The sequence below is a fragment of the Pseudorhodobacter aquimaris genome, from assembly GCF_001202025.1.
In the GTDB taxonomy this organism is placed as follows: domain Bacteria; phylum Pseudomonadota; class Alphaproteobacteria; order Rhodobacterales; family Rhodobacteraceae; genus Pseudorhodobacter; species Pseudorhodobacter aquimaris.
The window spans coordinates 21992-46081 of the sequence record NZ_LGHS01000007.1 but is presented as its reverse complement, the minus strand read 5'-3'; the positions used below and the strand labels follow the sequence as shown (position 1 = coordinate 46081).

The window sequence follows — 24090 nt, the reverse complement described above, 5'->3', positions numbered from 1 at the left end:
GGGTGAGGCCGGCGATAACGTTGGTCTTTTGCTGCGCGGTGTTGACCGTGAGGGCATCGAGCGTGGTCAGGTTCTGTGTAAGCCTGGTTCGGTCAAGCCACACACCAAGTTTGAGGCTGAGGCCTACATTCTGACGAAAGATGAAGGCGGTCGTCACACGCCGTTCTTCGCAAACTACCGTCCACAGTTTTACTTCCGCACCACGGACGTAACCGGGACAGTTGTTCTGCCGGAAGGCACTGAAATGGTTATGCCAGGCGACAACCTGAAGTTCGAAGTCGAACTGATCGCCCCAATCGCCATGGAAGAAAAACTACGCTTCGCCATCCGTGAAGGCGGTCGTACCGTCGGCGCCGGCGTCGTATCGAAAATCATCGCTTAATATTGGCAGAGGGATCGGGTCCGGTACTGCATGCAGTGCCGGGCCTGATTTCCCGCCAGGCCTAAAGGGCAATAAATATGTCAAGTCAAACGATCCGTATCAGGCTGCGTGCCTTCGATTACCGGGTGCTGGATGCGTCCACACAGGAAATCGTAAACACAGCGAAACGTACTGGCGCCACCGTGCGCGGCCCGATTCCGCTGCCCAACAAGATTGAGAAATTCACGGTTCTTCGTGGCCCGCACATCGACAAGAAGTCGCGCGACCAGTGGGAAATCCGTACGCATAAGCGTCTTCTCGATATCGTCGATCCAACACCCCAGACCGTGGACGCGCTTATGAAGCTCGACCTCGCTGCCGGTGTTGACGTCGAAATCAAAGTATAAGGGGGCATCAGATTATGCGCTCTGGCGTTATTGCAAAGAAGCTGGGCATGACCCGGCTGTTCCTCGAAGACGGCAAACAGATCCCTGTAACCGTTCTTCAACTCGACAACCTGCAGGTTGTGGCACAGCGTACCGCTGATCGCGACGGTTATACCGCCGTTCAGTTGGGTGCTGGTTTGGCCAAAGCCAAGCGGACCACTGCTGCGATGCGCGGCCATTTTGCGAAGGCGAACGTTCAGCCCAAGCGCAAGATTGCCGAATTCCGCGTCACCGCGGATTGCATGATTGATGTTGGTGAAGAGATCACTGCTGACCATTACTTTGAAGGTCAGTATGTGGATGTCGCCGGAACATCCATCGGTAAAGGCTTCCAGGGTGCGATGAAGCGTCACAACTTTGGGGGTCTGCGGGCCACTCACGGTGTGTCGATCAGCCACCGTTCACACGGCTCCACGGGCCAGTGTCAGGATCCGGGCAAGGTCTTCAAAGGTAAGAAGATGGCTGGTCATATGGGTGCTGCCCGTATCACCACGCAAAACCTGCAAGTGATGAAAACCGACAGCGAGCGCGGTTTGATCATGGTCAAAGGCGCCGTGCCAGGCTCCAAAGGCGGCTGGGTTACGGTTAAGGATGCGGTCAAGAAAGCCGTGCCTGAAAACGTGATCCTGCCAGCAGCTTTGCGTTCGGCTGGTGAAGCTGCGAAGAAAGCAGCGGAAGCCGCAGCAAATGAAGCAGCGGAAGAAGAAGCAGCCCGCGCGGCAGCTTTGGCAGCAGAAGCGGCAGCCGCCGAAGATGCAGCAGAGGCAGCAGCGGCAGCGGATGCTCCGGCTCAGACTGATGGAGGCGATAAAAATGAAGGCTGATGTCATCAAGCTGGACGGCGGCAAAGCCGGTTCCATCGACCTGAACGAAGCACTGTTTGGCCTTGAGCCACGCGCTGACATCCTGCACCGTGTGGTGCGCTGGCAGCGGGCACGCGCCCAAGCTGGCACACACTCGACGCTGGGTCGTTCGGACGTGAGCTACTCGACCAAGAAGATCTATCGCCAAAAAGGCACTGGTGGCGCACGTCACGGTGACAAAGGCGCGCCGATCTTCCGTCACGGTGGTATCTACAAGGGTCCAACCCCGCGTAGCCACGCACATGAGCTTCCAAAGAAGTTCCGTGCGCTTGGTCTGCGTCATGCGCTGTCGGCCAAGGCCAAAGCGGGTGAGCTGATCATCCTGGACGCGGCGACGATGGCCGATGCCAAGACCTCCTCCCTTGCCAAAATGGCAAAGGAACTGGGTTGGAAGCGCGTGCTGATCATCGACGGTGCCGAAGTTGACGGTAACTTTGCCCTTGCGGCCCGTAACATCGAGTCCATCGATGTGCTGCCAAGCATGGGTGCGAACGTCTATGATATCCTGAAGCGGGATCAGTTGGTGATCACCAAAGCAGGTATCGAAGCACTGGAGGCTCGTTTGAAATGAGCGTGAAACCAAACCATTACGATGTGATCCGCAAGCCGATCATCACCGAAAAGGCAACCATGGCTTCTGAAGCCAATGCTGTTGTCTTTCAGGTGGCGATGGATGCAACCAAACCAATGATCAAAGAAGCTGTTGAGGCTGTCTTTGGCGTCAAGGTGAAGGCCGTGAACACGACCATCACCAAAGGTAAGGTAAAGCGGTTCAAGGGACGCCCCGGCGTTCGTTCCGACAAGAAAAAAGCCTATGTGACCCTCGAAGAGGGAAATACTATCGACGTCTCTACCGGGCTTTGATAGAAGGCAACGAATCTCACGGCCTCGGGACTTCTCGGGGCCGTGGATTTTTTCGCGATGCAGGGTGTAGGCGACCGATGCCTGACTTGCAAAGACCCCCGGGGATCTACGGAGCCCTATAACCTTGGCCACATTTTGTGGCCCTTAAGCTGACGGAAGACAGAGAGCATGGCACTCAAGTCGTACAAACCGACGACGCCTGGCCAACGCGGGTTGGTTCTGATCGACCGTTCGGAGCTGTGGAAAGGCCGCCCGGTCAAAGCCCTAACTCAGGGTTTGACCAAGACAGGTGGCCGGAACAACACCGGACGTATTACGATGTGGCACAAGGGCGGTGGGGCAAAGCGCCTTTACCGTATCGTGGATTTCAAGCGCACCAAACACGACATGGCAGCGGTGGTTGAGCGGATCGAATATGACCCCAACCGCACGGCTTTCATCGCTTTGGTGAAGTATGAGGATGGTACGCTTAACTACATCCTCGCACCGCAGCGTCTTGCTGTTGGTGATAGCATCGTCGCTGGTGCAAAAACGGACGTGAAGCCTGGGAATGCGATGCCGTTTTCCGGCATGCCTATCGGTACGATTGTTCATAATGTCGAAATGAAGCCGGGCAAAGGCGGGCAGATTGCTCGTGCTGCTGGCACCTACGCCCAGTTTGTAGGTCGCGACGGTGGTTACGCGCAGATCCGTTTGTCCTCGGGCGAATTGCGGATGGTGCGTCAGGAATGCATGGCTACCGTTGGTGCCGTGTCTAACGCTGACCACTCGAACCAGAACTTCGGTAAAGCGGGCCGTATGCGTCACAAGGGTGTGCGCCCGACCGTTCGCGGTGTGGCAATGAACCCGATCGATCACCCTCATGGCGGCGGCGAAGGCCGTACATCTGGCGGTCGTCACCCGGTTACACCATGGGGCAAGGGCACCAAGGGCAACCGTACCCGTTCGAACCGGACCACCGACAAGTATATTGTCCGGTCGCGTCACGCCAAGAAGAAGGGCCGTTAATCCATGGCACGTTCAATCTGGAAAGGCCCTTTCGTTGATGGCTACGTCCTGAAAAAGGCCGAAAAGTCGCGCGAAGGTGGCAAAAACGAAGTGATCAAGATCTGGTCGCGTCGTTCTACCATTCTGCCGCAGTTCGTCGGTCTGACGTTTGGCGTCTATAATGGTAAAAAGCACGTTCCTGTTAACGTGAGTGAAGAAATGATCGGCCAGAAGTTTGGTGAGTATTCGCCGACACGGACCTACTACGGTCACGCCGCCGACAAAAAAGCCAAGAGGAAATAAGTCATGGGCAAGGCAAAAAATGCGCGCCGCGTGGCCGATAACGAAGCAATGGCAGTCGCCAAAATGCTTCGTACCTCGCCGCAAAAGCTTAATCTCGTCGCCGGTCTGATCCGCGGTAAGAAAGTTGACAAGGCTTTGGCCGACCTCACCTTCTCCAAAAAGCGTATCGCTCAGGACGTGAAGAAATGCTTGCAGTCGGCTATCGCCAACGCAGAAAACAACCACGGTCTTGACGTGGACGAGTTGATCGTTGCCGAAGCTTATTGCGGTAAGAACCTGACGTTGAAGCGTGGCCGTCCACGCGCACGTGGCCGTTTTGGCAAGATCATGAAGCCGTTCAGCCAGCTGACGATTTTGGTACGGCAAAAAGGGGAGTCCGCATAATGGGTCAGAAGGTCAATCCGATCGGTATGCGCCTCCAGGTTAACCGTACCTGGGACAGCCGTTGGTTCGCTGAGTCGAAAGACTATGGCGACCTACTGCTGGAAGACTTGCGTATGCGCGAATTCATCCACAAGGATTGCGCCCAGGCGGGCGTCTCCAAAGTCATCATCGAGCGTCCGCACAAGAAGTGCCGTGTGACCATTCACACTGCACGTCCGGGCGTCATCATTGGCAAAAAAGGCGCTGACATCGAGACGCTTCGCAAGAAGCTGACAGCGTTTACAGACTCCGAACTGCACCTCAACATCGTTGAGATCCGCAAGCCGGAGATGGATGCCAAGCTGGTAGCAGAATCGATCGCACAGCAGATGGAGCGTCGGGTTTCTTTCCGTCGTGCCATGAAGCGTGGCGTGCAGAACGCGATGCGCATGGGGGCCTTGGGCATCCGTGTGAACGTGGCTGGCCGCTTGGGTGGCGCTGAAATTGCGCGTACTGAATGGTACCGCGAAGGCCGCGTTCCCCTGCACACATTGCGTGCTGATATCGACTATGCCCATCATGAAGCGCTGACTGCCTATGGCATCATCGGCGTGAAAGTGTGGATCTTTAAGGGCGAAATCCTTGAGCACGATCCGCAGGCACATGATCGTCGTCACGCCGAGGCACAGGAAGGCGCTGTTCCGCGTCAACCGCGCCGCGAACGCACGTAAGGGAGCAAAAAGATGCTGCAACCTAAACGGACCAAGTTCCGCAAACAGTTCAAAGGCAAGATCAGTGGTGAAGCCAAGGGCGGCTTTTTGCTGAACTTCGGGACCTACGGCCTGAAGGCAGTACAGCCTGAGCGCGTTACCGCGCGCCAGATCGAAGCTGCACGTCGTGCCATCACTCGCCACATGAAGCGTCAAGGGCGTGTCTGGATCCGGATTTTTCCAGATGTTCCAGTTTCGTCCAAGCCGACCGAAGTGCGGATGGGTAAGGGTAAAGGCTCTGTCGACTATTGGGCAGCCAAGGTTAAACCTGGCCGCGTGATGTTTGAGATCGACGGCGTCTCCGAAGTGATCGCACGTGAGGCACTTCGCCTTGGCGCGATGAAGCTTCCAGTGCAAACGCGTGTTGTTGAACGCGAAGACTGGTAAGTCGTATCGGGGTAACATTTCCTGATCAGAAAATTGAGGAACCCCGCCGTATTTGGCGGGGTTTTTCGTTTTACTCCCAAGTGCACTGGTGTTTGGTTGGTATGAGGCGCTCATGTAGCGTGATGAAGTTTGATTGGCTGGGGGCTTAATCTTCCCTTGCCCTTATGGGGCTAGGGCCCTATACGAAGCCATCTTGCGATTCCGGGTTTCCGGATTCGGTGATTTTTTATTGTCTCCATCGGATACAGGGTGACCCTTACGGGCCCTCCGGTGATGTGAAGAAGGAAAAAGGTACATGGCCGCAAAAGCCACCGCGAAAGCCAAGAAAGGCGCTGCAAGCTCGGCAGCATCTGAATTGGTCGCAAAGACGCCTGACCAGTTGCGCGATCAGTTGGTCGCGTTGAAGAAAGAAGCGTTCAACCTGCGCTTCCAGCAGGCGACTGGCCAGCTTGAAAATACCGCTCGTATGCGCAGCGTCCGCCGTGAAGTTGCACGTGTTATGACGGTGTTGAACCAAAAGGCGGCCGAAGCCGCCATCGCGAATTAAGGAGCCTAGATTATGCCCAAACGCATCCTGCAAGGCACCGTAACTGGCGACCAGAACAACCAGACCATCACGGTATCGGTTGAACGCCGCTTCAAGCACCCACTTCTGCAAAAGACTGTTCGTAAGTCCAAGAAATACCGTGCGCATGACGAGGCGAACCAGTTCAAGATCGGTGACACTGTGCGTATTCAAGAATGCGCGCCGATGTCGAAAACGAAACGCTGGACGGTGGTTCTGGACGCGTAAGCGCCAATCCATCCATAGCTATTTTACGAAACCCTGGGGGATGGGCCCCCAAAGGTCGGGAGAAACCAAATGATCCAGATGCAGACCAACCTGGATGTTGCTGACAATAGCGGCGCTCGTCGCGTTCAGTGCATTAAGGTTCTGGGCGGTTCACACCGTCGGTATGCTTCGGTCGGCGACATTATCGTAGTGTCGGTGAAAGAAGCCATTCCGCGCGGTCGTGTTAAGAAGGGTGACGTGCGTAAAGCCGTTGTCGTTCGTACCGCCAAAGAAGTCCGTCGCGAAGACGGCACCGCAATCCGTTTTGACCGCAACGCCGCTGTTATCCTGAGCAATCAGGGTGAGCCCGTTGGTACTCGTATTTTCGGGCCAGTGGTACGTGAGCTGCGCGCAAAAAACTTCATGAAGATTATCTCGCTGGCTCCGGAGGTGCTCTGATGGCTGCGAAACTTAAAAAAGGCGACAAGGTCGTCGTGCTTACGGGCAAGGATAAGGGTAAAGAGGGCGAAATCTCCTCTGTTAACCCGACTGCCGGTAAAGCTGTTGTTGATGGCCTGAATCTTGCCATCCGCCACACCAAGCAAAGCCAGGGCAACCAGGGCGGCCGCATTTCCAAGGCAATGCCGATCGCGCTTTCCAACCTTGCGTTGGTTGATGCGAACGGTAAACCAACGCGCGTCGGATTCCGTATGGAAGACGACAAGAAAGTGCGTTTTGCCAAGACAACGGGGGACGCAATCTGATGCTGGACCAAGCAACTTATACCCCGCGCTTGAAGGGTGTTTACACGGATACAATCCGCGCGGCCCTCAAGGAAGAATTCGGCTACAAGAACGACATGATGATCCCGCGTCTGGACAAGATCGTGATCAATATGGGCGTTGGTGAAGCTGTTAAGGACACTAAAAAGGTGAAAAAGGCCGCTGAAGAGCTGAGCCTGATCGCCGGTCAAAAAGCTGTCGTCACCCATGCAAAGAAATCCATCGCTGGTTTCCGCGTGCGTGAAGAAATGCCGCTTGGCTGCAAGGTGACCCTGCGTGGCGACAAAATGTACGAATTCCTCGATCGTCTGATCACTATCGCTTTGCCGCGCGTGCGCGACTTTCGCGGTGTGAAGCCGACTTCGTTCGATGGCCGTGGCAACTATGCGATGGGCCTGAAAGAACAGCTCGTGTTCCCGGAGATTAACTTCGACACTGTCGACGAAGTTCTGGGTATGGACATCATCATCTGCACCACCGCGAATACCGACGCGGAAGCGAAGGCACTGTTGAAAAACTTCAACATGCCCTTCACGGCGTAAGCGGGAGGAAGAGAGATATGGCTAAAAAATCCATGGTAAACCGCGAAGTGAAACGCGCAAAGATGGTTGCACGTGATGCTGCCAAACGCGCTGCACTTAAAGAGGTTATCAACAATCAAGACTTGCCAATGGAAGATCGCTTCAAGGCGACTTTGAAATTGGCATCGCTTCCCCGTAACGGGTCGGCTGTGCGTCTGCACAACCGCTGCCAGTTGACGGGTCGTCCGCATGCGTATTACCGCAAGCTTAAACTTTCGCGCATCATGCTGCGTGATTTGGCCTCCTTTGGCCAGATCCCCGGCATGGTCAAATCCAGCTGGTAAGGAGGTCGCACGATGATGATGAACGATCCTCTCGGCGATATGCTGACACGTATCCGCAATGCGCAGATGCGTGGCAAATCGACCGTTAAAACGCCAGCTTCCAAGCTGCGCGCATGGGTGTTGGATGTGCTGGCCAATGAAGGCTACATCCGGGGTTATGAGAAGGCCGAGACCGCTGACGGTCAGGGCGAAATCATGATCAGCCTCAAGTATTTTGAAGGCACGCCAGTCATTCGTGAGCTTAAGCGCGTCTCTAAGCCGGGTCGCCGGGTTTATATGGGTTCGAAGGATGTTCCTTCGGTTCGTAACGGCCTTGGTGTCTCAATCGTCTCCACGTCGAAAGGCGTCATGTCCGATGCAGCTGCACGATCCGCCAATGTTGGTGGCGAAGTGCTCTGCACCGTGTTCTGAGGAGGGCAAGATGTCTCGTATTGGCAAGAAACCGCTCGAGCTGCCCAAGGGCGTTACCGCGTCCCTGTCCGGCCAGACCATCGAAGTAAAAGGGCCGAAAGGCACGCGTACTTTCGGTGCGACCGACGATGTGACGATCGCGATCGAGGACAATGTTGTGACGGTTACACCGCGCGGCATGTCCAAGCGCGCACGCTCGCAGTGGGGTATGACCCGTAAGCAAATTGAAAACCTTGTAACCGGTGTTACAACGGGTTTCAAAAAAGAGTTGGAAATTCAGGGTGTTGGTTACCGTGCCGCAATGGCTGGCAACGTTCTGAAACTGTCACTTGGCTATAGCCACGATGTGGACTTTGTTGTTCCCGCTGGCGTAACTGTGACGGCTCCGAAGCAAACTGAAATCGTTGTGGAAGGCATTGACCAACAGGTTGTTGGCCAGGTTGCTGCGAACATCCGTGAATGGCGTAAGCCCGAGCCTTATAAAGGCAAAGGTATCCGCTATAAGGGTGAATTCGTGTTCCGCAAAGAAGGCAAGAAGAAGTAAGGGGCGTAAAAATGGCGAACACAAAACGACAGCTGTTCCTCAAGCGCCGCTTGCGCGTTCGGAACAAAATCAAGGCGATGGCGAATGGACGTGCGCGTCTTTCCGTTCATCGGTCCAGCAAGAATATCAGCGTACAGTTGATCGACGACGTAAACGGCGTTACTTTGGCCGCAGCTTCGACCCTCGAAAAGGATCTGGGCTGTTTGGGCAAGAACAACGTCGAAGCGGCGACGAAAATCGGTGCGGCGATTGCCGAGCGGGCTAAGAAGGCTGGGGTCGAAGAATGCTATTTTGACCGTGGTGGTTTCCTCTTTCACGGTAAGATCAAGGCTTTGGCCGACGCTGCCCGTGAAGGCGGCCTGAAGTTCTGAGGAGTAATCAGATGGCAAGAGAAGAAAACCGTCGGGACCGTCGCGATAGCCGCGAAGAAACCCCGGAATTCGCAGATCGTCTGGTTGCGATCAATCGTGTGTCTAAAACCGTTAAAGGCGGTAAGCGCTTTGGTTTCGCAGCCCTCGTGGTTGTGGGCGATCAGCGTGGCCGCGTAGGTTTTGGCAAAGGTAAAGCCAAAGAAGTGCCGGAGGCCATTCGTAAGGCAACCGAGCAGGCCAAGCGTCAGATGATTCGTGTACCGTTGAAAGACAGCCGCACGCTTCATCACGACATGGAAGGCCGTCACGGCGCGGGTAAAGTGGTCATGCGGACCGCCGTTGCCGGTACCGGGATCATCGCTGGTGGTCCGATGCGTGCTGTTTTTGAAATGTTGGGATTGCAGGACGTGGTGGCGAAATCCACCGGTTCCCAGAACCCGTATAACATGATCCGCGCGACCATCGATGGCTTGAAGCAGGAATCCAGCCCACGTCAAGTCGCGCAGCGCCGCGGCAAGAAGGTGGCTGACATTCTCGGCAAGAACGACGCCCCTGCTGAAACTGTGGAGGCATAATCATGGCTGACAAGAAAACCGCTGGTAAGACCATCGTCGTAAAGCAGGTTCGTTCTGCAGCACGCCGTCCGGCAATCCAGACAGCAACTTTGAAGGGCCTTGGCCTGAATAAGATGAACCGCACCCGTGAACTGGAGGATACTCCTTCGGTGCGCGGCATGGTCAGCAAGATCTCGCATCTTGTTGAGATCATCGAAGAGCGCGGCTGATTGGCCTCTGTGGAATTTATCCACATGATGTGTTTTGAAGACGCCCTGCGGGAAGCCGTGGGGCGTTTTCGTTTTGGTACGGGGCAGGGGGTGTGACCCTGATTTGTATCGGGTAGACTAGATAGTTGTGCTTGAAACCCTGGCGGGCACGGCTTATACGCTTTCAGTGGTCTGTTCGGCCCGAAAGAATCAAGAAACGCCGTGTTTGGCCACTCCCGTCGCTGGGGGTCACATCCGGCAAAAGGAGAAGCGACATGAAACTGAATCAACTTTCCGACAACGCCGGTGCGGCCAAGAAGCAAAAACGCGTTGCGCGTGGCCCGGGTTCGGGCAAGGGTAAAATGGGTGGCCGCGGTATCAAAGGCCAAAAGTCACGTTCGGGCGTGGCAATCGGTGGTTACGAAGGCGGGCAAATGCCTCTTTATCGCCGCTTGCCAAAGCGTGGTTTTACCAAGCCGAATGCAAAGCACTATGCTGTGGTAAATCTGGGCCTGATCCAGAAATTTATCGACGCTGGCAAGCTGGACATCAAAGCTGACATCACCGAAGATGCGATCATTGCGGCCGGTCTGACCAAGAGCAAGCTGGATGGGATCCGTGTTTTGGCCAAGGGTGAGCTGAAAGCCAAGATCACTTTGATCGTGACGGGCGCTTCTGCTTCGGCGGTTGACCTGGTGGCAAAAGCGGGGGGCAGCCTTACTGTTACTGCACCTGCAACGGCTGCAGCAGAATAAGAGGTTGTGAGCCGGCGCAAGACGGCTTACATCTTCGGTTAAGTTTTCTCGCGCCGCCGACCGGAAAACGGTTTGGTGGCGCTTCCTTTAGTGCCTGCGGAGATAGTTAACCATGGCCTCAGCTGCGGAACAAATGGCGGCAAATCTTAGCTGGGGGGCGCTTGGAAAAGCGTCTGACCTGCGTCAACGGATATTTTTCACCATCGGTTTGCTGATCGTGTACCGTATCGGGACCTATATCCCCGTGCCGGGCATTGATGGCACGGCGTTGCGTGATTTCATGGCCGATCTGACGACCGGCATCGGTGGCATGCTCAACATGTTTACCGGCGGCGCGATTTCCCGCATGGGAATTTTTGCGCTGGGGATAATGCCCTATATCTCGGCCTCCATCATTGTGCAGCTTCTGACAGCGATGGTGCCGCGTTTGGAACAGCTGAAGAAAGAAGGCCAGCAAGGCCAGAAGAAAATCAACCAATATACGCGGTACGGCACGGTGCTCTTGGCGTCGTTTCAAGCCTATGGAATTGCGATCAGCCTGCAAAGCGGCAGCCTGGTGACATCGCCTGGTTGGTTCTTTATCGGCGCCTGTGTGATTACGCTTGTCGGCGGCACTATGTTCCTGATGTGGCTGGGCGAACAAATCACCGCGCGCGGTATCGGGAACGGCATTTCCTTGATCATCTTCGTCGGTATTGTGGCGGAAATCCCGGCAGCCTTGGCGCAATTCTTTAGCCAGGGGCGCTCTGGCGCCTTGTCGCCTGCGATCATTATCGGGGTCCTGGTGATGGTTGTTGCCGTGATCGCCTTTGTGGTGTTCATGGAGCGCGCACTGCGGAAGATCCATATCCAATATCCACGCCGCCAAGTGGGGATGAAGGTTTATGATGGTGGGTCAAGCCATCTGCCGGTCAAGGTGAATCCGGCCGGTGTTATCCCTGCGATCTTTGCCTCATCATTGCTGTTGTTGCCTGCGACGATCTCTACGTTCTCGGGCACACAAACTGGTCCGATCATGTCGACGATCCTGGCTTATTTCGGGCCGGGGCAGCCGCTTTATCTGGTGTTCTTTGTCGCGATGATCGTTTTCTTTGCCTATTTCTACACGGCCAATGTGGCCTTCAAGGTGGAAGATGTGGCTGAGAACCTCAAAAGCCAGAACGGTTTTGTGCCTGGTATTCGTCCCGGCAAACGGACCGAGGAATATCTGGAATATGTGGTCAATCGCATCCTTGTCCTTGGGTCTGGTTATCTGGCATTGGTCTGCCTATTGCCCGAGGTGCTGCGCCATCAGTTGGGCATTCCCTTTTATTTCGGCGGGACGTCGGTGTTGATTGTGGTGTCGGTGACGATGGATACGATCAATCAGGTCCAATCGCATTTGCTTGCCCATCAATATGAAGGGCTTATCGAGAAGTCCAACTTGCGCGGCAAGAAGCGTGGCAAGTCCGGTTCAGCTCGGCGCTAAGGGGAATCCATGACTAATATAATTTTGCTGGGCCCGCCGGGGGCCGGAAAAGGTACGCAGGCAAAACGTTTGGTTGAGGCGCGCAATATGGTGCAACTCTCAACCGGTGATATGCTGCGTGAAGCCAAGACGTCGGGATCCCAGATGGGGCGCAAGGTTGCCGCCATCATGGAACGCGGGGAGTTGGTCACCGATGGAGTCGTGATTGGCTTGATCCGTGAAAAACTCGCCGGGGCTGCGGGTGGTGGTTTCATCTTTGACGGCTTCCCTCGGACCTTGGCGCAGGCCGATGCCTTGGGAGAGCTGTTGGCAGAGGTCGGCCAGAACCTTGATGCGGTGATCGAGATGCAGGTCGATGATGCGGCCTTGGTTGCGCGGATCACGGGGCGCTATACCTGTGGTGCCTGTGGTTCGGTCTATCATGATCAGACCCGCCCTGCTAAAGTTGAGGGTGTCTGCGATGATTGCGGCGCTACGCAAATGGTGAGGCGCGCGGATGACAACGCTGATACGTTGCGGACACGTCTGATGGAATATTATAAGAAAACGTCGCCTTTGTTGGGTTATTACTATGCAAAAGGTGATCTGACATCGATTGACGGTTTGGCTGAAATGGATGCTGTCGCAGGGTCAATTGCCGCCGTTCTGGACGGTGTCGAATAATTGCTACGCCCGGCCTTGACGGGCCGTGCAAAACCCCATATTGCACAGCGTCCCCTAGGGGAATCGTTTTAGTCGGAATTCCGATAATTTTAAACGAAAACATCAGGGACGGACTCGCCGTTCCTGGGTTGTGAAAAAAGGTTCTGGCATGACGGAACCGCAACGAAAGGAAGCGCGCGTGGCTCGTATTGCTGGCGTAAACATTCCGACGGGGAAACGTGTCCCCATCGCATTGACTTATATCACCGGGATCGGCTCCCAGAGCGCAGAGTTGATCTGCGAGGCTGTTGGTATTGACCGCACCCGTCGCGTAAACGAGCTTTCGGATGCCGAAGTGCTTGCGATCCGCGAACATATCGATGCCAACTTCACCGTTGAAGGTGACTTGCGTCGTGAAACTTCGATGAACATCAAACGCTTGATGGACCTTGGTTGCTACCGTGGCCTGCGTCACCGTCGTAACCTGCCGGTTCGCGGTCAGCGTACACATACCAATGCTCGCACCCGCAAAGGCCCCGCAAAGGCCATTGCCGGCAAGAAGAAATAAGGGGCACTGAGATATGGCACGCGAAAAGACTCGTATGAAGCGTAAGGAGCGCAAAAACATCGCCGCTGGCGTTGCGCATGTGAATTCCTCGTTCAACAACACAAAAATCCTGATCTCTGACGTTCAGGGCAATGCAATTTCCTGGTCCTCTTCGGGCACCATGGGCTTTAAAGGGTCGCGCAAATCGACACCTTATGCCGCCCAGATGGCAGCAGAGGATGCAGCCCGCAAGGCGCAGGAACATGGCGTGAAGACGCTTGAGGTTGAAGTGCAGGGCCCTGGTTCGGGCCGCGAATCTGCACTGCGCGCTCTGGCTGCTGCTGGTCTGAACATCACATCGATTCGTGACGTGACGCCAATGGCACACAACGGCTGCCGTCCGCCAAAGCGTCGCCGCGTCTAAAAGATCTCTATTCGGCCGGGCTGGGTGCTTTTTGCGCTCTGCCCGGTTTCGGCATTTTACATCCTCGGGCGTCGACTGCTTAGGGACATGGGCAGAAGACAGGTATGGAGGCTATCCGCATGATCCACAAAAATTGGGCCGAATTGATCAAACCGACGCAACTGGTGGTAAACCCCGGTGCAGATGCGTTGCGTACCGCGACTGTTATCGCCGAACCGCTGGAGCGCGGCTTTGGCTTGACGCTGGGCAATGCTTTGCGCCGCGTGCTGATGTCATCTTTGCAGGGTGGCGCCATCACCTCTGTGCAGATCGACAATGTTTTGCATGAGTTTTCCAGCGTTGCCGGTGTGCGTGAAGATGTTACCGACATCGTTTTGAACCTGAAGGGCGTCAGCCTGCGTATGGAGGTTGAGGGCCCGAAGCGGCTTTCGATCTCGGCCAAAGGGCCGGGCGTTGTAACCGCAGGGGACATTACGGAAACCGCCGGGATTGATGTTCTGAACAAAGAGCATGTGATTTGCCACCTTGATGACGGTGCTGATCTGTTCATGGAACTGACCGTTAATACCGGCAAGGGCTATGTTTCGGCAGACAAAAACCGTCCGGAAGATGCGCCAATCGGCTTGATTCCGATCGATGCGATTTACTCGCCGGTAAAGAAAGTCAGCTATGAAGTGCAGCCGACCCGTGAAGGTCAAGTTCTGGACTATGACAAGCTGACTATGAAGATCGAGACCGACGGATCGCTGACGCCGGATGACGCTTTGGCCTATGCTGCGCGCATCTTGCAAGACCAGCTGTCGATCTTCGTGAACTTTGAAGAGCCGGAGTCGGCCACACGTTCGGATGTTGATGACGGGTTGGAATTCAATCCGCTGTTGCTGAAAAAAGTGGACGAACTGGAACTCTCGGTACGTTCGGCAAACTGCCTGAAGAACGACAATATCGTTTATATTGGCGATCTTATCCAGAAGACCGAAGCTGAAATGCTGCGCACGCCTAACTTTGGCCGCAAATCCTTGAATGAAATTAAGGAAGTGCTGTCTGGTATGGGCTTGCATCTTGGCATGGATGTTGAGGATTGGCCGCCAGAAAATATCGAAGATTTGGCCAAACGCTTCGAAGACCAGTTTTGATTTGCCGTGGTACCGGTCAGCTTGGATCGGTGCCACAGCACTCTTAAAATGCCCATATTGATGGGGAATGACCGGGTCCTATGACCCCAAGGTGAGTGGGCCCAAAAGCAGGACCCGCCGGACAAAGTAAAACGCGACTTTAGGAGATATTTAAATGCGTCACTCTCGTGGTTACCGCCGTCTAAACCGTACACATGAACACCGCAAAGCGCTGTTTGCCAACATGTGCGGCTCGCTCATTGAGCATGAGCAGATCAAGACAACCTTGCCGAAGGCAAAGGAACTGCGTCCGATCATCGAAAAACTTATCACGTTGGCAAAACGTGGTGATTTGCACGCGCGCCGTCAGGCCTCTGCTCAGTTGAAGCAAGAGCAATATGTTGCGCGCCTGTTTGAAATTCTCGGGCCACGGTACAAAGAGCGTCAGGGCGGCTATGTGCGCGTTTTGAAGGCAGGTTTCCGTTACGGTGATATGGCGCCAATGGCGATCATCGAGTTCGTTGACCGTGATCCGAATGCCAAGGGTGCTGCTGATAAGGCACGCGTCGCAGCGAATGAAGCCGACGAAGGCTAAGACGCCTCTGTTGCTGATATTGCAAGGCCCGCCATTTATGGCGGGCCTTTTTTGGTCTATATAATTTCTCCACGAAAAACGGCCTGCTGCGTCAATTAACTTTGGAAAGTTTAATTCCAGTACGATATTTTTGTGTCACGTCAGATACACTTTGCTTATGCGAGGTGGAATGCCCCCTCTGAAGTGGTCCACCCGCCGGGGTATGTTTATCCCGATTGCAGGAGGAGCAAAAAATGGCTGGAAAACGAGGCAAGCCGGAAGATACCGTGCTGCAACCGTGACAAGTTGATGTTCTGCAAGGACAAGGAAGGTCGACGGCGAAAACTGTGCGTCAGATCGGTGTGACGGTTCAGAGCTATTATAGGTGGCATAAAGAGTATGGCGGTATGAGCCACGGTCAGCTCAATCGCTCCAAATCGCTTGGGACTTGGAACACCCGGCTCATGCGGGCAGTGTCGGATTTGATATTGGGCAAGGTGGTCCTCACTGAGGCTGCGCGGGGAACCAAAGGTCCGCACAGCGACATTTCTAAGCCATTCTCGGCGCCGTCAGTGCATTTATCATGTGCAGCAGGCTCTCGGCGCATCTGAGCGCCGGGCCTGCCGGACACTTGGGCCGTATCGTTCGATGTGAGCCGCAAGCTTCCTTGTGGCTTGCGGGACGAAAAGCGGCTGACCGAGAACACCATCGCACTGACACAAGAGGTTAGACGCTATGCGCTGTACCGCAAGGCCTTGCGCAGCAAGATCCCGAGAGGGCAACGGTAGCGAATTTGGCGGCGGGAAGAGCTGAAACTCTGGCGAAAACAACCCAATAAGAATCCTCTTTGGCTGAATGACGGATCGTGCGTTCGGCTGCGGCCTGAGCATCCGAACCACGTCTTTTCTATGACTTTGTTCAGGAGCGGACCCACGAAGGACGCGGATATCGCACGCTGAATAGCATTGATGGGTTTACGAAGGAGGGCCCTCTAGGCGGTGCAAGCATCGCCTGCCTGTCGACGGGATGATCCGCGTCAATCGAAAACTCAATTCAGCATATGTGGTCGACGCACTGACTGATCTGTTCATACTGCGGGGCCCGCCGGAAGACACAAAAATCGCCATCTCGCGCTTTGCCTGCAAACCGCGAGAAGGCAGCGGAGAATGACCCGAAATTTATCGCCAATAAGGTGTGCGTTTGGATCGGCGCCCTGGTGCCAAAACAGCGTTCATCGCCCCGCGATAGCCATGGAAAATGGCTACTGCGAGAGCTTCAACTCAGGTTTTTGGGACAAACTGATCAATGGTGAGGTCTTCTACGCGCTGCGTGAGGCACATATCCTCATCGAGAGATGACGACACTACAACACGGTCAGGCCACATAGCGCTTTAGGTTACCGCCCACCGGCACCAAAGAGCATCATACCAATAGACCAAAGGTAAACCACGCAATAACACTTAATTTGTACCACTCGGTGGGCTGAATTGCCCCGGGTTTGTCAAAGACTATCACCTTTAGGCTCGTACGAAACGCAGGCGGTCGCGATCGTGGCCATTGCCCCGAAGATCGGCTGTATTTCGCACTCCTTGAGCGGATGGGTCAAACGGGCCGAGAAAGACAGCGGCCTGCGCGATGGCGTCACTACCGATGAGCGTGACCGGATCAAAGCTCTTGAAAGGGAGGCTTGAGAGCTGCCCCCAAGCGAATGAGATATTGCGCAAGGCGCCAGCTTATTTTGCACAGGTCCCTCTTGCGGTTTGAAGTCAAACCGCAAGAGGGCAGCGGGACCTCGACCGTCCACTGAAGCGATGATCGCCTTCATTGCAGATCAGCGCATTGTTTGCGGTGTCGGGTCGATCTGCAGGGTGCTGCCGATTGCGCCGTCGATTTATTACCATCGCTTGGTGTGCCAGGCCGCCCCTTTCACAGCCTCGATCCGGCATCAGCAAGATACGGAGCTGCGCCCAGAAATCAAACGGGTCTGGGATGCAAACTAACAGGTCTACGGCGTGCGCAAGGCGTGGCATCAGTTGAAGCGGGAAGGCTTTGAGGTGGCCAGATGCACGGTGGAAAGATTGAAAAAGCAGATCGGCATCCGTGGTGCGGTGCGTGGAAAGGGTGTCAAAGCAACGATCCCGGACACATCCGCGCCCCAATACAATGTCCTCGCTGAGACGATGAACGGCCTCTGCAAAACCGAGTTGGTCCATCGTCAAGGACCGTGATGCAACATGCAGGACCTGAAAATGGCGACACTCTGCCGGGTCGATTGGCTTAATCGCCGGCGCCTGCTTGGCCCCATCGGAAACATACCGCCAGCAGGCCGAACAGAACTTTTATACACAGCACAACCCGCTCGATAGTAGGCGTGAAGTGAAGCGAAAGGTGTCCGGTGAACCGGGGCGATTCAAGAGGTGGCGTTAAGTATATAGGCCCTTTTTTTACCCTCTGGCTGCCATATATTACTTGGTGCTTCTGGTTGCCCTAAACAGAAAATTAATGAAGATTGTGGTAGCCTACGCGTGATGCTTCAGTACCAGTCAAGGTACTAGAAAGGCTTTTTCGGGAACGATGTCATTGCAAACGAAACTTTCAGATTTATATGCGGAGCTTGGTGACCTTGCGCCTCAAGGTTACGCTGTTGGTTTGCATATCCGCTTTGCGTCCCCGATGATTTACCATAGTCGCTACCCTGAGGAATGGGTCGCCTATTACAATGAAAACTCCTATTACTTGCGTGACCCATTGGTGTTTTGGGGAATTGGAACGACAGGTACAGCCCGCTGGAGCGAGATCCAGCTTCCCGATCCGTTCAATGTGCTTAAAAAAGCTGCCACATATGGGCTGAAATTTGGGGCTGTGTCTTCTTATGGTCCGATCACATCGCGCTCTATGGCGGGCATTTGTAGCTCTGATCGGGAATTCTCGGATGATGATTTGGCCCGGCTGGCCGAGATCACCGCGCGCTTGCACATTGAGGCCAGACCGCCGACGAAACTGACCAAAGCACAAATAGAAGCATTGCATTGCATTGCGAATGGTGACCGCCACACTGCTGCGGCAGCAAAACTGGGGATATCGGAAAGTGCCTTCAAGGCGCGCCTTACATCGGCGCGAACGCGGCTTGAAGCGCGAACCACTTCCGAAGCGTTGCGCAAAGCGCGAGAATATCGGTTGCTTTAAGGGCGAATGGCGCCCTTTCAGTCGGTTTTCAACCCCAGAAGGAGTACTACAATGGAAGTCACTACACTCTCGTATGAGAATCTGCACAATCATGGTGAACTGTTTGCGAATATGTTTCGTGCCCGTCACCGGTCTTTTATCCTGCAAAACAAATGGGATTTGCCACAGGCCAACGGGATGGAGTTTGACCAATACGACACGCCGGCAAGCCGCTGGGTTGCCGTGCATGAAAACGGGCAGGTGCTTGCTGGAATCCGGCTGACACCGACCACACATCGCTGTGGGATCTATTCCTATATGATCCGTGATGCACAGTTGGGGCTGTTGAATTCTATTCCGGGAAATCTGCTTTATGATGAGGCCCCCGTTGCCGATCACATCTGGGAAAGCAGCCGGGTGTTTGTGTCGGATTTGGTTCCGGCCAATATGCGCCTGCGGGTACAGCTTCAGCTGCGCCATGAGATGGTCATTTCCGCACGCAGTCTGGGCGCAAGCTCGGTTCTGGGGCTTATCCCGGAAAACTCTCGCAGGCTTGGCCGCCGGGTCGGCTTGGAATGTGAGCCAGCGGGCCCGATCATGGATATTGACGGTGTGGATTGTGTTTGCGTCACCATCAATATGGCGCCAAAAATGCATTAAGGGTGATTGTTTCGGTATGGTCAGGAAGGGCGCTAAATTGCCCTTCCTAACCTGATACGGGGGGCGTAAGATCGTGGCTATGAGCGATCTTTTTGACAAAACCCCTCTGCCCACAGCAACCGGCCCGCGCCCTTTGGCGGACCGCTTGCGCCCGCGCAAGTTGTCCGAGGTGATCGGGCAGGCAAAGGTTTTGGCCGAGGATGGGCCCCTGGGATCGATGCTGATGTCAGGTTCCTTGTCGTCCTTGGTTCTCTGGGGGCCGCCGGGTGTGGGCAAGACCACGATTGCCCGGTTGCTTGCCGATGAGACAGACCTTTCCTTTGTGCAGATCTCGGCGATTTTCACTGGCGTTCCAGAGTTGCGCAAGGTTTTCGAATCGGCACGCTTGCGGAGGCAAAACGGCCAAGGCACTTTGTTGTTCGTCGATGAGATTCACCGTTTCAACAAAGCCCAGCAAGACGGATTTTTGCCCTATATGGAGGATGGCACGATCCTTTTGGTCGGTGCCACCACGGAAAACCCCAGCTTTGAGCTGAATGCAGCTTTGCTCTCACGCTCTCAGGTGATTGTACTGGAACGGTTGACACTGACAGAGCTGGAGCTGCTGGCCCAACGCGCCGAACATGAACTGGGCGCTGCCTTACCCCTCAAGGGCGATGCGCGAGAGGCGATGCTGGAGATGGCCGATGGCGATGGCCGTGCGTTGCTGAATCTGATTGAACAGATCTCGGCGTGGAAGCTGGACAGCCACCTGACCCGCGACCAGCTTGCGACGCGATTGATGCGCCGTGCGGCGAAATATGATAAATCGGGTGAGGAGCATTACAATCTGATATCGGCGCTGCATAAATCGGTGCGCGGCTCGGACCCGGATGCCGCCCTGTACTGGTTCGCGCGGATGCTTGAGGGCGGCGAGGACCCGCGTTTCCTGGCGCGCCGCATCACGCGGATGGCGGTTGAGGATATCGGTTTGGCCGATCCCCAGGCCCAAGACATCTGCCTGCAAAGCTGGCAAACCTATGAGCGGCTTGGCAGCCCCGAAGGGGAGTTGGCGCTGGCGCAGGCCTTGGTCTATCTGGCGCTCGCGCCCAAATCCAACGGGGTTTATACGGCCTATAAGGCGGCGCGCGCTGCGGCCAAGCAGACCGGATCGGAGCCGCCGCCAAAGCATATCCTGAATGCGCCGACCAAGATGATGAAGGATATCGGCTATGGCACGGGCTATGCCTATGACCATGATGCCGAGGATGGGTTCTCGGGGCAGAACTATTTCCCTGACACCATGAAGCGTCCGATCTGGTACTCCCCCCCCGAGCGCGGGTTTGAACGCGAGCTGAACAAGCGGATCGACTATTTCGCTAAGCTACGGGCCAAGCGCCAATCCTAGGGGGCGGCCTTGTGTGGTTGACAAAAGGTCCCCACAAGCACAGATAGCGGCGATGATGATAACGCTTTTTCAAGTGGCGCTTGGTGGTGCCTTGGGGGCTTCGGCCCGCTATCTGACGAATACCGCAGTCATGCGCTGGATCGGGCCGGGGTTCCCCTATGGCACGGTTCTGGTCAATATTGTCGGGTCGTTCCTGATGGGGGTGCTGGTGGTCTCATTGGCGCATAAGGGGGGCATGCGCTATGCACCCTTGTTGATGACGGGGCTTTTGGGCGGGTTTACCACCTTTTCGGCCTTTTCGTTGGATGCGTTTACCCTATGGGAACGCGGACAGGGGGCCTTGGCCGGGGCCTATGTGTTCGGCTCGGTCATCGTGTCGATCGCGGCTTTGATTGCAGGAATTTTAACAATGCGGGGGATACTGGCATGAGTGCGGTAAAACTATTGACCGTGTCGGTGGATGAGGGCGAGCAGCGCCTTGACCGCTGGTTCAAGCGGCGCTTTCCACAATTGACCCAAGGGGCGGTTGAAAAGCTGTGCCGCACGGGGCAGGTGCGGGTCGATGGCGGACGGGCCAAGGCCTCGGACCGTGTGGCGCCGGGGATGGAAATTCGTGTGCCGCCTTTGCCCAAGGCTGACGCGCCCTCGCGTCCCACCGCGGGGCGGATTACGGCTGCTGATGAAAAGATGATCCAATCTTGTGTGGTCTTTAAGGATGAGCATCTGATCATCATCAACAAGCCGCCGGGCCTGCCCAGTCAGGGCGGTTCGGGGCAGGGTGACCGCCATGTTGACGGGCTGACCGAGGCGTTGAAATTCGGCTACAAGGACCGGCCCAAGCTGGTACACCGTCTGGACAAGGACACCTCGGGGCTGTTGATGCTGGCCCGCACCGACCGCGTTGCCCGCGCCCTGTCAGAGGCTTTGCGACACCGCAATACGCGCAAGATTTACTGGGCCGCGGTCGCAGGCGTGCCGACGCCGCGCAAGGGCTCCATCAAATACGGTTTGATGAAATCGGGCGGCAGGGGCCGGGGCGGTGAGGGCGAAAAGATGATTTGCGTTCATCCTGCCAAGATGAATGACTACCCCGATGCCAAGCGCGCCCATACGGATTTCTTTGTGCTGTGGTTCCTTGGCACGCGTCTGTCGTGGATGGCGCTGGAGCCGGTGACAGGCCGCACCCACCAGTTGCGCGCCCACATGGCCGAGCTGGGTCACCCGATCCTTGGCGACGGGAAATACGGCGGCTCCGGTGCGGAAAATCAGGGCGATGGCTGGGGCGCGTCGATCGGCGGGGAGGTTAGCCGCAAATTGCATCTGCACGCACGATCTTTGACGATAGAACATCCGATCACCAAGAAGATGATGACCTTTACCGCACCTTTGCCGGACCATATGGCGCGGACGTGGAAGGCGCTTGATTGGGGCGTTAATGATGTGCCCGCCGATCCGTTTGGGGGCAATGCATGAGCAGTTGGGCGCCAAAACGGTTCTGGAAAGAGGCAGAAGCGGTTGTGGCTGAACAAGGCTATACTGTGACGCTCGACGGGCGGGTTTTAAAAACACCGGGCAAGACCGCGTTTTGGGTGCCAAGCATGGCCTTGGCGCAGGAAGTCGCGCGGGAATGGCAGGCGCAAGAGGATCTCGTGCGCCCCGAAACCATGCCCTATACTCGCACGGCTAATTCCGCGCTGGACAAGGTCGCGCCGCAATTTGCCGCTGTGGCGGATATGCTGGCGGCCTATGGCGGGTCGGATTTGCTGTGCTACCGCGCGGATGCGCCACAGGAACTGGTGGCCCGTCAGGCGCAGGCCTGGGACCCGTTGCTGGACTGGACAGCGCAAACTTTCGGGGCCAGACTGAGGGTGACGCGGGGCCTGATGCCGATAGAGCAACCCCCCGAATGTGGTGCATCCCTGACGGAGGCCGTCCATGCGCTGACACCGTTTCAGCTTGCGGCTTTTCATGATCTGGTCGCGATTTCGGGGTCATTGGTGCTGGGACTTGCCATCGCGCGGGGGCATCTGACGCCGGATGAGGGTTTTGCCTTGTCGCGCATAGATGAGGATTGGCAATCAGGCTTGTGGGGTGTCGATGATGAGGCCGCCGCATTCGAGGCACTGAAACGCGAGAGTATTTCCCATGCGGCGCGGTTTTTTGAATTGTGTGGGTAACAATCTTGCAAGAAGCCCCGCTATGACGATGACAAATTCCTAAATACGTTGAATGAACTGATAAAATCATGGTTTTTGTCGGGTTTCGTAGGGTTCCGCTTGACCTTTTAAAGAGGTTCGGGGGAAACTGCCTTAAACTGAGGCAGGGATTTTGTTATCAGTTTGTCCTCAACAGGGGCTAGGGAGCAAAAAAATACCGCCTGAAACTGGGCGGCAATCAGGAAGAGGTATTAAATGAAGAAAACCGTATTTGTTGGAGCGATGGCTGCCGCCACGACCTTGGTTGCCGGCGCCGCATCTGCGACCGTATTGGAAGAGGTCCAGGGCCGTGGTGAATTGCACTGTGGCGTGTCGACCGGTGTCAACGGTTTCTCGGCACCCGATTCGACGGGTGAATGGCAGGGCTTTGACGTTGCGATTTGTCGCGCGGTTGCCGCGGCTGTGTTGGGCGACCCGAACAAGGTGAAGTTTACCAGCACCACCGGTCAAACCCGTTTCTCCGCGCTTGCATCGGGTGAAATCGATATTTTGACGCGGAACACGACCTGGACCATGAGCCGTGACGCCGACCTGAAATTTAGTTTTGCGGGTGTCAACTATTACGATGGTCAGGGCTTTATGGTGAATAAGGCGCTTGGCGTTTCTTCGGCCAAGGAGCTTGATGGTGCGACTGTTTGTATCCAGACCGGCACCACGACCGAGCTGAACTTGGCTGACTACTTCAAAGCCAACAACATGACCTATGAGCCGGTTCCGATCGAGACCAACGCCGAGGCGCAGCAGCAATATCTGGCCGGCGCATGCGATGTATACACCACCGATGCTTCGGGCCTTGCCGCGACGCGTGCGACCTTTGCCGATCCGGAAAACCACGCCGTTCTGCCCGAGATCATCTCCAAAGAGCCCCTGGGGCCTTTGGTGGCGCATGGGGATGACCAATGGGGCGATATCGTTCGCTGGACGATGAACGCTTTGGTCGCAGCAGAAGAGCTTGGCATTACGTCCGCCAATATCGAAGAGCTGTCCAAGGGCACCGCCAACCCGGAAATCAACCGTATCCTCGGGGCCTCTGACGATGATCTGGGCGCGATGATCGGCTTGGACAAGGAATGGGCCAAGCGCGCGATTTCTGCCGGTGGCAACTATGGCGAGATTTTCGCGGCCAATATCGGCGAATCCACCCCGATCGGTCTGGCACGTGGCCTGAACGCGCTGTGGACCCAAGGTGGCCTGCAGTACTCCCCACCTTTCCGGTAAGGTACAACGATAGAAGAGGGCGCACCTTCAGGTGCGCCCTTTTTTGAAACAATCGAATGTCTGGTAA

36 protein-coding genes, 2 pseudogenes and 1 other annotated feature are annotated in these 24090 nt (G+C 55.7%); all 38 genes and pseudogenes read left to right on the top strand.

Translation table 11 applies throughout. The annotated features are described in order from the left end of the window. Positions 1-382, top strand: a 382-nt coding sequence (locus tag AKU94_RS00785; RefSeq protein ID WP_456300030.1) for an EF-Tu C-terminal domain-related protein, incomplete at its 5' end; no start/stop codon positions are given. A gap of 77 nt (positions 383-459) precedes the next feature. Then, positions 460-768, top strand: a complete 309-nt coding sequence (gene rpsJ, locus AKU94_RS00780) for a 30S ribosomal protein S10 (protein WP_050525460.1) — start codon at positions 460-462, stop codon at positions 766-768. Positions 769-779: 11 nt separating this feature from the next. Beyond that, on the top strand, positions 780-1631 hold the full coding sequence (gene rplC, locus AKU94_RS00775) for a 50S ribosomal protein L3 (protein ID WP_083444867.1): 852 nt from the start codon (positions 780-782) through the stop codon (positions 1629-1631). After that, entirely contained in the window at positions 1621-2241 is a 621-nt protein-coding gene (gene rplD, locus AKU94_RS00770) for a 50S ribosomal protein L4 (protein WP_050525458.1), read from the top strand. The genes rplC and rplD overlap by 11 nt, the downstream gene beginning before the upstream one ends. Further along, positions 2238-2534, top strand: a complete 297-nt coding sequence (locus tag AKU94_RS00765) for a 50S ribosomal protein L23 (protein ID WP_050524395.1) — start codon at positions 2238-2240, stop codon at positions 2532-2534. Before rplD ends, AKU94_RS00765 begins: the two co-directional genes overlap by 4 nt. Positions 2535-2702: 168 nt before the next feature. Then, on the top strand, positions 2703-3542 hold the full coding sequence (gene rplB / locus AKU94_RS00760; protein WP_050525457.1) for a 50S ribosomal protein L2: 840 nt from the start codon (positions 2703-2705) through the stop codon (positions 3540-3542). A gap of 3 nt (positions 3543-3545) precedes the next feature. After that, entirely contained in the window at positions 3546-3824 is a 279-nt protein-coding gene (gene rpsS / locus AKU94_RS00755) for a 30S ribosomal protein S19 (protein WP_050525456.1), read from the top strand. A gap of 3 nt (positions 3825-3827) precedes the next feature. Continuing rightward, positions 3828-4208 (top strand): 50S ribosomal protein L22, encoded by a 381-nt coding sequence (rplV, locus tag AKU94_RS00750; protein WP_050525455.1) that lies wholly within the window; start codon positions 3828-3830, stop codon positions 4206-4208. After that, positions 4208-4918, top strand: coding sequence for a 30S ribosomal protein S3 (rpsC, locus tag AKU94_RS00745; RefSeq protein WP_050525454.1), 711 nt, complete (start codon positions 4208-4210; stop codon positions 4916-4918). Before rplV ends, rpsC begins: the two co-directional genes overlap by 1 nt. Positions 4919-4930: 12 nt before the next feature. Beyond that, positions 4931-5344, top strand: a complete 414-nt coding sequence (gene rplP, locus AKU94_RS00740; protein WP_050525453.1) for a 50S ribosomal protein L16 — start codon at positions 4931-4933, stop codon at positions 5342-5344. Positions 5345-5639: 295 nt separating this feature from the next. Next, on the top strand, positions 5640-5891 hold the full coding sequence (rpmC, locus tag AKU94_RS00735) for a 50S ribosomal protein L29 (protein ID WP_050525452.1): 252 nt from the start codon (positions 5640-5642) through the stop codon (positions 5889-5891). Between the two features lie 12 nt (positions 5892-5903). Continuing rightward, positions 5904-6137, top strand: coding sequence for a 30S ribosomal protein S17 (gene rpsQ / locus AKU94_RS00730; protein WP_050525451.1), 234 nt, complete (start codon positions 5904-5906; stop codon positions 6135-6137). 69 nt (positions 6138-6206) lie between these two features. Beyond that, positions 6207-6575 (top strand): 50S ribosomal protein L14, encoded by a 369-nt coding sequence (gene rplN / locus AKU94_RS00725; RefSeq protein ID WP_050525450.1) that lies wholly within the window; start codon positions 6207-6209, stop codon positions 6573-6575. Further along, positions 6575-6880, top strand: coding sequence for a 50S ribosomal protein L24 (gene rplX / locus AKU94_RS00720; RefSeq protein ID WP_050525449.1), 306 nt, complete (start codon positions 6575-6577; stop codon positions 6878-6880). The genes rplN and rplX overlap by 1 nt, the downstream gene beginning before the upstream one ends. Further along, complete coding sequence (gene rplE / locus AKU94_RS00715) at positions 6880-7440, top strand: 50S ribosomal protein L5 (protein ID WP_050525448.1); 561 nt, start codon at positions 6880-6882, stop codon at positions 7438-7440. The genes rplX and rplE overlap by 1 nt, the downstream gene beginning before the upstream one ends. Before the next feature lie 17 nt (positions 7441-7457). Beyond that, positions 7458-7763 (top strand): 30S ribosomal protein S14, encoded by a 306-nt coding sequence (gene rpsN / locus AKU94_RS00710; RefSeq protein ID WP_050525447.1) that lies wholly within the window; start codon positions 7458-7460, stop codon positions 7761-7763. 12 nt (positions 7764-7775) lie between these two features. Further along, on the top strand, positions 7776-8174 hold the full coding sequence (rpsH, locus tag AKU94_RS00705) for a 30S ribosomal protein S8 (protein ID WP_157056342.1): 399 nt from the start codon (positions 7776-7778) through the stop codon (positions 8172-8174). Positions 8175-8184: 10 nt separating this feature from the next. Then, positions 8185-8718 carry a 50S ribosomal protein L6 gene (gene rplF / locus AKU94_RS00700; RefSeq protein ID WP_050525467.1) on the top strand — a complete coding sequence of 178 codons (534 nt, stop codon included), beginning with the start codon at positions 8185-8187 and terminating at the stop codon, positions 8716-8718. A gap of 11 nt (positions 8719-8729) precedes the next feature. After that, positions 8730-9089 carry a 50S ribosomal protein L18 gene (gene rplR / locus AKU94_RS00695; protein ID WP_050525446.1) on the top strand — a complete coding sequence of 120 codons (360 nt, stop codon included), beginning with the start codon at positions 8730-8732 and terminating at the stop codon, positions 9087-9089. A gap of 11 nt (positions 9090-9100) precedes the next feature. Continuing rightward, the gene (rpsE, locus tag AKU94_RS00690; RefSeq protein ID WP_050525445.1) at positions 9101-9664 is read left to right on the top strand and encodes a 30S ribosomal protein S5; all 564 of its coding nucleotides are present in this window, start codon (positions 9101-9103) and stop codon (positions 9662-9664) included. 2 nt (positions 9665-9666) lie between these two features. Next, the gene (gene rpmD / locus AKU94_RS00685; protein WP_050525444.1) at positions 9667-9873 is read left to right on the top strand and encodes a 50S ribosomal protein L30; all 207 of its coding nucleotides are present in this window, start codon (positions 9667-9669) and stop codon (positions 9871-9873) included. A gap of 254 nt (positions 9874-10127) precedes the next feature. After that, a complete protein-coding gene (gene rplO, locus AKU94_RS00680; protein WP_050525443.1) occupies positions 10128-10607 on the top strand; it encodes a 50S ribosomal protein L15 in 480 nt (159 codons plus the stop codon). A 112-nt stretch (positions 10608-10719) separates the two neighbouring features. Then, positions 10720-12075, top strand: coding sequence for a preprotein translocase subunit SecY (gene secY, locus AKU94_RS00675; protein WP_050525442.1), 1356 nt, complete (start codon positions 10720-10722; stop codon positions 12073-12075). A 9-nt stretch (positions 12076-12084) separates the two neighbouring features. Further along, positions 12085-12738 carry an adenylate kinase gene (locus AKU94_RS00670; RefSeq protein WP_050525441.1) on the top strand — a complete coding sequence of 218 codons (654 nt, stop codon included), beginning with the start codon at positions 12085-12087 and terminating at the stop codon, positions 12736-12738. 178 nt (positions 12739-12916) lie between these two features. Next, positions 12917-13285, top strand: coding sequence for a 30S ribosomal protein S13 (gene rpsM, locus AKU94_RS00665; RefSeq protein WP_050525466.1), 369 nt, complete (start codon positions 12917-12919; stop codon positions 13283-13285). A 13-nt stretch (positions 13286-13298) separates the two neighbouring features. Then, entirely contained in the window at positions 13299-13688 is a 390-nt protein-coding gene (gene rpsK / locus AKU94_RS00660; RefSeq protein ID WP_050525440.1) for a 30S ribosomal protein S11, read from the top strand. 119 nt (positions 13689-13807) lie between these two features. Beyond that, positions 13808-14824 (top strand): DNA-directed RNA polymerase subunit alpha, encoded by a 1017-nt coding sequence (locus AKU94_RS00655; protein WP_050525465.1) that lies wholly within the window; start codon positions 13808-13810, stop codon positions 14822-14824. 154 nt (positions 14825-14978) lie between these two features. After that, a complete protein-coding gene (gene rplQ, locus AKU94_RS00650; RefSeq protein ID WP_050525439.1) occupies positions 14979-15398 on the top strand; it encodes a 50S ribosomal protein L17 in 420 nt (139 codons plus the stop codon). A 629-nt stretch (positions 15399-16027) separates the two neighbouring features. Beyond that, on the top strand, positions 16028-16165 hold the full coding sequence (locus tag AKU94_RS20760; protein WP_408633647.1) for a hypothetical protein: 138 nt from the start codon (positions 16028-16030) through the stop codon (positions 16163-16165). A gap of 371 nt (positions 16166-16536) precedes the next feature. After that, positions 16537-16822 (top strand): annotated as a pseudogene (locus AKU94_RS20755) (integrase core domain-containing protein); the annotation flags it as partial. An 18-nt stretch (positions 16823-16840) separates the two neighbouring features. Then, positions 16841-17804, top strand: a pseudogene (locus AKU94_RS18825) (IS3 family transposase). Then, positions 17108-17263, top strand: a sequence feature (AL1L pseudoknot). (Overlaps the previous pseudogene by 156 nt.) Before the next feature lie 147 nt (positions 17805-17951). Continuing rightward, positions 17952-18563 (top strand): helix-turn-helix transcriptional regulator, encoded by a 612-nt coding sequence (locus AKU94_RS00625; protein WP_050525436.1) that lies wholly within the window; start codon positions 17952-17954, stop codon positions 18561-18563. 51 nt (positions 18564-18614) lie between these two features. Further along, positions 18615-19202: an acyl-homoserine-lactone synthase gene (locus tag AKU94_RS00620; RefSeq protein WP_050525435.1), complete on the top strand. Its 588-nt coding sequence runs from the start codon at positions 18615-18617 to the stop codon at positions 19200-19202. Between the two features lie 79 nt (positions 19203-19281). Beyond that, positions 19282-20589 carry a replication-associated recombination protein A gene (locus AKU94_RS00615; RefSeq protein ID WP_050525434.1) on the top strand — a complete coding sequence of 436 codons (1308 nt, stop codon included), beginning with the start codon at positions 19282-19284 and terminating at the stop codon, positions 20587-20589. Between the two features lie 52 nt (positions 20590-20641). Then, complete coding sequence (crcB, locus tag AKU94_RS00610; RefSeq protein ID WP_050525433.1) at positions 20642-21019, top strand: fluoride efflux transporter CrcB; 378 nt, start codon at positions 20642-20644, stop codon at positions 21017-21019. Beyond that, entirely contained in the window at positions 21016-22062 is a 1047-nt protein-coding gene (locus AKU94_RS00605) for an RluA family pseudouridine synthase (RefSeq protein ID WP_050525432.1), read from the top strand. The genes crcB and AKU94_RS00605 overlap by 4 nt, the downstream gene beginning before the upstream one ends. Beyond that, entirely contained in the window at positions 22059-22766 is a 708-nt protein-coding gene (locus tag AKU94_RS00600) for an ATP12 family chaperone protein (RefSeq protein ID WP_050525431.1), read from the top strand. Before AKU94_RS00605 ends, AKU94_RS00600 begins: the two co-directional genes overlap by 4 nt. Positions 22767-23000: 234 nt before the next feature. Next, entirely contained in the window at positions 23001-24023 is a 1023-nt protein-coding gene (locus AKU94_RS00595) for an amino acid ABC transporter substrate-binding protein (RefSeq protein ID WP_050525430.1), read from the top strand. The last annotated feature ends 67 nt before the right edge of the window (positions 24024-24090 follow it).

What these genes read in the sequence shown, in the direction of transcription:
- rpsJ (WP_050525460.1), top strand. Translation starts at nt 460, where the DNA reads ATGTCAAGTCAAACGATCCGTATCAGGCTGCGTGCCTTCGATTACCGG.
- rplD (WP_050525458.1), top strand. Translation starts at nt 1,621, where the DNA reads ATGAAGGCTGATGTCATCAAGCTGGACGGCGGCAAAGCCGGTTCCATC.
- AKU94_RS00765 (WP_050524395.1), top strand. Translation starts at nt 2,238, where the DNA reads ATGAGCGTGAAACCAAACCATTACGATGTGATCCGCAAGCCGATCATC.
- rplB (WP_050525457.1), top strand. Translation starts at nt 2,703, where the DNA reads ATGGCACTCAAGTCGTACAAACCGACGACGCCTGGCCAACGCGGGTTG.
- rpsS (WP_050525456.1), top strand. Translation starts at nt 3,546, where the DNA reads ATGGCACGTTCAATCTGGAAAGGCCCTTTCGTTGATGGCTACGTCCTG.
- rplV (WP_050525455.1), top strand. Translation starts at nt 3,828, where the DNA reads ATGGGCAAGGCAAAAAATGCGCGCCGCGTGGCCGATAACGAAGCAATG.
- rpsC (WP_050525454.1), top strand. Translation starts at nt 4,208, where the DNA reads ATGGGTCAGAAGGTCAATCCGATCGGTATGCGCCTCCAGGTTAACCGT.
- rplP (WP_050525453.1), top strand. Translation starts at nt 4,931, where the DNA reads ATGCTGCAACCTAAACGGACCAAGTTCCGCAAACAGTTCAAAGGCAAG.
- rpmC (WP_050525452.1), top strand. Translation starts at nt 5,640, where the DNA reads ATGGCCGCAAAAGCCACCGCGAAAGCCAAGAAAGGCGCTGCAAGCTCG.
- rpsQ (WP_050525451.1), top strand. Translation starts at nt 5,904, where the DNA reads ATGCCCAAACGCATCCTGCAAGGCACCGTAACTGGCGACCAGAACAAC.
- rplN (WP_050525450.1), top strand. Translation starts at nt 6,207, where the DNA reads ATGATCCAGATGCAGACCAACCTGGATGTTGCTGACAATAGCGGCGCT.
- rplX (WP_050525449.1), top strand. Translation starts at nt 6,575, where the DNA reads ATGGCTGCGAAACTTAAAAAAGGCGACAAGGTCGTCGTGCTTACGGGC.
- rplE (WP_050525448.1), top strand. Translation starts at nt 6,880, where the DNA reads ATGCTGGACCAAGCAACTTATACCCCGCGCTTGAAGGGTGTTTACACG.
- rpsN (WP_050525447.1), top strand. Translation starts at nt 7,458, where the DNA reads ATGGCTAAAAAATCCATGGTAAACCGCGAAGTGAAACGCGCAAAGATG.
- rpsH (WP_157056342.1), top strand. Translation starts at nt 7,776, where the DNA reads ATGATGATGAACGATCCTCTCGGCGATATGCTGACACGTATCCGCAAT.
- rplF (WP_050525467.1), top strand. Translation starts at nt 8,185, where the DNA reads ATGTCTCGTATTGGCAAGAAACCGCTCGAGCTGCCCAAGGGCGTTACC.
- rplR (WP_050525446.1), top strand. Translation starts at nt 8,730, where the DNA reads ATGGCGAACACAAAACGACAGCTGTTCCTCAAGCGCCGCTTGCGCGTT.
- rpsE (WP_050525445.1), top strand. Translation starts at nt 9,101, where the DNA reads ATGGCAAGAGAAGAAAACCGTCGGGACCGTCGCGATAGCCGCGAAGAA.
- rpmD (WP_050525444.1), top strand. Translation starts at nt 9,667, where the DNA reads ATGGCTGACAAGAAAACCGCTGGTAAGACCATCGTCGTAAAGCAGGTT.
- rplO (WP_050525443.1), top strand. Translation starts at nt 10,128, where the DNA reads ATGAAACTGAATCAACTTTCCGACAACGCCGGTGCGGCCAAGAAGCAA.
- secY (WP_050525442.1), top strand. Translation starts at nt 10,720, where the DNA reads ATGGCCTCAGCTGCGGAACAAATGGCGGCAAATCTTAGCTGGGGGGCG.
- AKU94_RS00670 (WP_050525441.1), top strand. Translation starts at nt 12,085, where the DNA reads ATGACTAATATAATTTTGCTGGGCCCGCCGGGGGCCGGAAAAGGTACG.
- rpsK (WP_050525440.1), top strand. Translation starts at nt 13,299, where the DNA reads ATGGCACGCGAAAAGACTCGTATGAAGCGTAAGGAGCGCAAAAACATC.
- AKU94_RS00655 (WP_050525465.1), top strand. Translation starts at nt 13,808, where the DNA reads ATGATCCACAAAAATTGGGCCGAATTGATCAAACCGACGCAACTGGTG.
- rplQ (WP_050525439.1), top strand. Translation starts at nt 14,979, where the DNA reads ATGCGTCACTCTCGTGGTTACCGCCGTCTAAACCGTACACATGAACAC.
- AKU94_RS00625 (WP_050525436.1), top strand. Translation starts at nt 17,952, where the DNA reads ATGTCATTGCAAACGAAACTTTCAGATTTATATGCGGAGCTTGGTGAC.
- AKU94_RS00620 (WP_050525435.1), top strand. Translation starts at nt 18,615, where the DNA reads ATGGAAGTCACTACACTCTCGTATGAGAATCTGCACAATCATGGTGAA.
- AKU94_RS00615 (WP_050525434.1), top strand. Translation starts at nt 19,282, where the DNA reads ATGAGCGATCTTTTTGACAAAACCCCTCTGCCCACAGCAACCGGCCCG.
- crcB (WP_050525433.1), top strand. Translation starts at nt 20,642, where the DNA reads ATGATGATAACGCTTTTTCAAGTGGCGCTTGGTGGTGCCTTGGGGGCT.
- AKU94_RS00605 (WP_050525432.1), top strand. Translation starts at nt 21,016, where the DNA reads ATGAGTGCGGTAAAACTATTGACCGTGTCGGTGGATGAGGGCGAGCAG.
- AKU94_RS00600 (WP_050525431.1), top strand. Translation starts at nt 22,059, where the DNA reads ATGAGCAGTTGGGCGCCAAAACGGTTCTGGAAAGAGGCAGAAGCGGTT.
- AKU94_RS00595 (WP_050525430.1), top strand. Translation starts at nt 23,001, where the DNA reads ATGAAGAAAACCGTATTTGTTGGAGCGATGGCTGCCGCCACGACCTTG.